Raw genomic sequence first — 353 nt, 5'->3', positions numbered from 1 at the left:
GCGATCCGAATGGAAAAGGCAGCCTTCTGGAGGCTGGCGCAGGCGCACCGCCATATCCAGCGCCCTGATCGCCAGATCCTTCTTCATCCTGTCGCTGACAGCCCCACCCACGACACGCCGACTATGCAGATCGAGGATGACGGCAAGATAAAGCCAGCCTTCTGATGTCCAGATATAGGTGATGTCGCCCGCCCATTTACAGTTGGGCGCATCGGCGGCGAAGTCGCCGTCCAGCCAGTTCGCTGCGACCCCCCAAGCGATGGTGGCTGTCGGTTGTGACCTTGTGCTTGCGCGTGCGGACTGGCTTGATCCCGTTGATCTTCATCAGCCGCCCGACCCGGCGCTCGCCAACG

1 pseudogene is annotated in these 353 nt (G+C 62.0%); it reads right to left on the bottom strand.

Annotation, left to right across the window (positions count from 1 at the left end):
• A pseudogene (locus G7A66_RS12945) lies at positions 1–353 on the bottom strand (DDE-type integrase/transposase/recombinase); the annotation flags it as partial.

It is taken from the genome of Alteripontixanthobacter muriae (assembly GCF_013336795.1).
Classification (GTDB): Bacteria; Pseudomonadota; Alphaproteobacteria; order Sphingomonadales; family Sphingomonadaceae; genus Pseudopontixanthobacter; species Pseudopontixanthobacter muriae.
This window is presented reverse-complemented; position numbering and strand designations above follow the sequence as displayed.